At 71.6% G+C, this 3,182-nt stretch carries 5 protein-coding genes; 3 read left to right on the forward strand and 2 right to left on the reverse strand.

Going from position 1 to position 3,182, the window contains the following annotated elements; genetic code table 11:
- Window positions 1-151: 151 nt before the first annotated feature.
- Window positions 152-460 carry a putative quinol monooxygenase gene (locus tag AC529_RS06795; protein WP_068754780.1) on the reverse strand — a complete coding sequence of 103 codons (309 nt, stop codon included), beginning with the start codon at window positions 458-460 and terminating at the stop codon, window positions 152-154.
- Between the two features lie 160 nt (window positions 461-620).
- Here AC529_RS06795 and AC529_RS06800 point away from each other — a divergent pair, with 160 nt between their 5' ends.
- Window positions 621-1,040, forward strand: coding sequence for an ATP-binding protein (locus tag AC529_RS06800; RefSeq protein WP_068754782.1), 420 nt, complete (start codon window positions 621-623; stop codon window positions 1,038-1,040).
- Between the two features lie 214 nt (window positions 1,041-1,254).
- On the opposite strand, the gene AC529_RS06805 is transcribed toward AC529_RS06800, so the two are convergent.
- Complete coding sequence (locus tag AC529_RS06805) at window positions 1,255-1,875, reverse strand: XRE family transcriptional regulator (protein ID WP_068754784.1); 621 nt, start codon at window positions 1,873-1,875, stop codon at window positions 1,255-1,257.
- Between the two features lie 86 nt (window positions 1,876-1,961).
- Here AC529_RS06805 and AC529_RS06810 point away from each other — a divergent pair, with 86 nt between their 5' ends.
- Complete coding sequence (locus tag AC529_RS06810) at window positions 1,962-2,588, forward strand: class I SAM-dependent methyltransferase (protein WP_068754786.1); 627 nt, start codon at window positions 1,962-1,964, stop codon at window positions 2,586-2,588.
- Window positions 2,589-2,620: 32 nt separating this feature from the next.
- Window positions 2,621-3,127 carry a DinB family protein gene (locus AC529_RS06815; protein WP_068754788.1) on the forward strand — a complete coding sequence of 169 codons (507 nt, stop codon included), beginning with the start codon at window positions 2,621-2,623 and terminating at the stop codon, window positions 3,125-3,127.
- Window positions 3,128-3,182 lie beyond the last annotated feature (55 nt).

Below are 3,182 nucleotides of genomic sequence, written 5' to 3' on the forward strand. Positions count from 1 at the left end.
GACATGGAGAGGGGCTTGTGGGGGAAGAGTTGAAAATGTGGGGGGCGGGCGTCCAATCAAAAAAAAAAACCGGCGAACTCCCGCTGCGACAGGCCCCGCCTGCGCCGGTACTGGGCGATCTTGCGGCCCAGCGCTTTCTGGTACTCCGTGCTCACTTCGTCACGCCCTTGGCATCCCGCAGGCTCAGGAAGTCCACCGAGAAGGACTCCAGGTACTGGCCGCGCTCCTGGAGGAAGCGCCGCACGTGCGGCTGCTCCTCGTGGGCCTCGAAGGCCGTCCGGTCGGCGTACATCTCGTAGAAGACCCGCTGCAACGGCTCACCGTCCACCTCATGCACCGCATAGACCAGAGTTCCCGGCTCACCCTCCTGGATTCTGGGCAGTGTCTCGGCCACAAGCGCGTCGAACCCCTGCGCGCTGGCTTCGTCTTTCAGGACGAACTTGACCACCAGACCGAACACGGCGACTCCCTCAGTCGGCTCTATGCGTTTCGCTGTCCGTACTCATCGTGCGGCAAACACATTCCAAGTAACAGTTACTTTTTGTACCGTAGCCGTACCTTAAGTACTAGCCCCGCAGTTCGTGCTGGCTATGGGCTGTCCGACGAGAGGTCGCATCGCGATGAGCCTGCACGCTGCCCACTCCCTCCAGCCGACGCCGCCGGCCCGAGCCCGCTGGTTCCCCGGCCGCCCCGAGTCCCTCAGCGAAGTCCGCCGCTTCGTCTCCGAGGAACTTCCCGATCGCCCCCGCCAGGACGACGCGATCCTGCTCACCAGCGAACTGGCCACCAACGCCGTCGAACACACCCGCTCCGGCCAGCAGGACGGCGGCTTCCTCGTCGTAGTGGAGCGCACCTACACCGAAGTGGTCCGCATCACCGTCCACGACAGCGGAAGCCGCCAAGAAACCCTCTACGTGACCGAACCCGGAGCCGACGACGAACACGGCCGAGGGCTCTTCATCGTCGACGCTCTCGCCGACCGCTGGGGCAGCCGCAATGGATGGCACGGCCGAGAAACCTGGTTCGAGATTGACAACTAACTGTGCTTTCTTCCGAAGACCGGACGCCGGCCCTCACCAGTCCAGGCAGATCGCTGCTCGAACCATTGATGTCCTCGCCTTGCAAGCGGGCGGTCGGAGGTTCGAGTCCTCTCGCGCCCACCCCCGAGGGCGGCGTCCGCGAAGTGCGGGAGGAGGCCGGTCTCCTGGCGAGGGCGGACCGCCTCACCGGCGCCTCCGGAGACACGGCCCGCGGTCAGCGGACGCTGTCCTCCGCCGTCCGCCGAGGCGGGGACCCGGCCCCCGGGCTGGTGCGCACGTGCGCGCGCACCCCCTGCGGGTCGAACAGGATGAGCAGTTCGACCGCGCCGCCGTCGGCGCTGCCCAACCAGTGCGGCAGGGACGTGTCGAACTCGGCGACCTCCCCGGGAGACAGGGTCAGGTCGCGCTCCCCGAGCACCAGCCGCAGGCGACCGTTGAGCACGTACAGCCATTCGGAGCCCTCGTGCGTCTTCGGGTCCGGTTCGAGCGGTTCCGGGCGGGCCGGAATGATCATCTTGAACGCCTGCGTACCGCCCGGCCGTCGGGACAACGGAACGAACACCATCCCGGACCGCCGGATCGGTTTCAGGTGGATGCGGGGATCACCCGTGTGGGGGGCGCCGACGAGGTCGTCCAACGGGACGCCGTAGGTGCGGGCCAGCGGCAGCAGCAGCTCCAGGGTCGCCCGGCGCCGGCCGCTCTCCAGGCGCGACAGGGTGCTCTCCGACACCCCGGTCGTCGCCGCCAGGTCCGCGAGGGTGAGGCCGCGGGCGCGGCGCAGGGCGCGCAGGCGCGGCCCCACCGCGTCGAGGACGTCTTCCGTTTCGCGATCCACGCGACCAGCTTGCCACAACCGCAAGATTGCGTGCCAGGGGCAGCGGAGGCGGGGAGACTGGGCGCATCCCGACCCGAGGAGGCCCGATGAACACCACCGATGCGGCCGCGTTCTGGGACGGCGTCCACGCGGCCCGACCGGCCGCTGCCGACCCGCAACCGAACCTCCGACTCACCGAGACCGTCACCGGCCTGCCGCCCGGCCGTGCGCTGGACCTCGGCTGCGGCGCCGGCGGCGACGCGCTGTGGCTCGCCCGCCGGGGGTGGCGCGTCACCGCCGTCGACGTCTCGGCCGTGGCGGTCGGGCGGCTCGCCGCCCTGGCCCGCGGCCACGGCCTGGCCGACCTGGTGACCACCGAGCGGCACGACCTGGCAGCATCCTTCCCGCGGGGCCGGTTCGACCTGGTCAGCGCCCACTACCTCCACACCCCCGTGGCACTGGACCGGGCGGGCGTCCTGCGCCGGGCCGCGCACGCGCTGCGCCCGAACGGGCGGCTGCTGGTGGTCGACCACGGTTCGACCGCGCCGTGGTCGTGGAACCAGGACCCCGGCGTCCGCTACCCGACCCCGCACGAGGTCGCCGCGGGGATCGGTCTGGACCCGGCGGAGTGGACGGTCGAGCGGGCCGAGGCGTCCCGCCGGACCGCGACCGGTCCGGGCGGGCGTACCGCCGAGGTCACCGACCACGTGCTGCTCATCCGCCGCGCCGCCTGACCCCGGCGGCTCGTCCTGTGAAGGAGGACACCGTGTCCACCGCACCGCGCCGCATCCGCCGCGGCGACACACCGCCGCCCCGGACCGGGGGCGGCGAGATCGACGTGCTGCGCGGATTCCTCGACTACCTGCGGGCCTCGATCGCCGCGAAGGTCGAGGACGCGCCCGAGCCGCAGGTCCGCACGGCCGGGGTGCCGTCGGGCACGAACCTGCTCGGCCTGCTCCACCACCTGGCCTTCGTGGAGCGGTCGGTGTTCCTCGGCGAGGCCGTCGCCGACTGGTCGGCGACCTTCCACGCCGCGCCCGAGGACGGTGTGGCCGACGTCGTCGCCCGCTACCGCAGGGCGGTCGCGCGCGCCAACGACGTCCTCGACGGGTGCACCGACCCGGCCGCGCCGCTTCCCCGGAACCGGCCGCTGCCGGGACGCCCCGCTCCCAGCGTCCGCTGGGCACTCGTCCACATGATCGAGGAGACCGGCCGCCACGCGGGGCACGCCGACATCCTCCGCGAACTGATCGACGGCACCACCGGACGCTGACCCCGTCCCGGGCTTCGGCACCGGCCCCGAGGACCGCCGAGGGCCCCGGCAGCGG

It is taken from the genome of Thermobifida cellulosilytica TB100 (genome assembly GCF_001517975.1).
Classification (GTDB): Bacteria; Actinomycetota; Actinomycetes; order Streptosporangiales; family Streptosporangiaceae; genus Thermobifida; species Thermobifida cellulosilytica.

What these genes read in the sequence shown, in the direction of transcription:
- AC529_RS06800 (WP_068754782.1), top strand. Translation starts at nt 621, where the DNA reads ATGAGCCTGCACGCTGCCCACTCCCTCCAGCCGACGCCGCCGGCCCGA.
- AC529_RS06810 (WP_068754786.1), top strand. Translation starts at nt 1,962, where the DNA reads ATGAACACCACCGATGCGGCCGCGTTCTGGGACGGCGTCCACGCGGCC.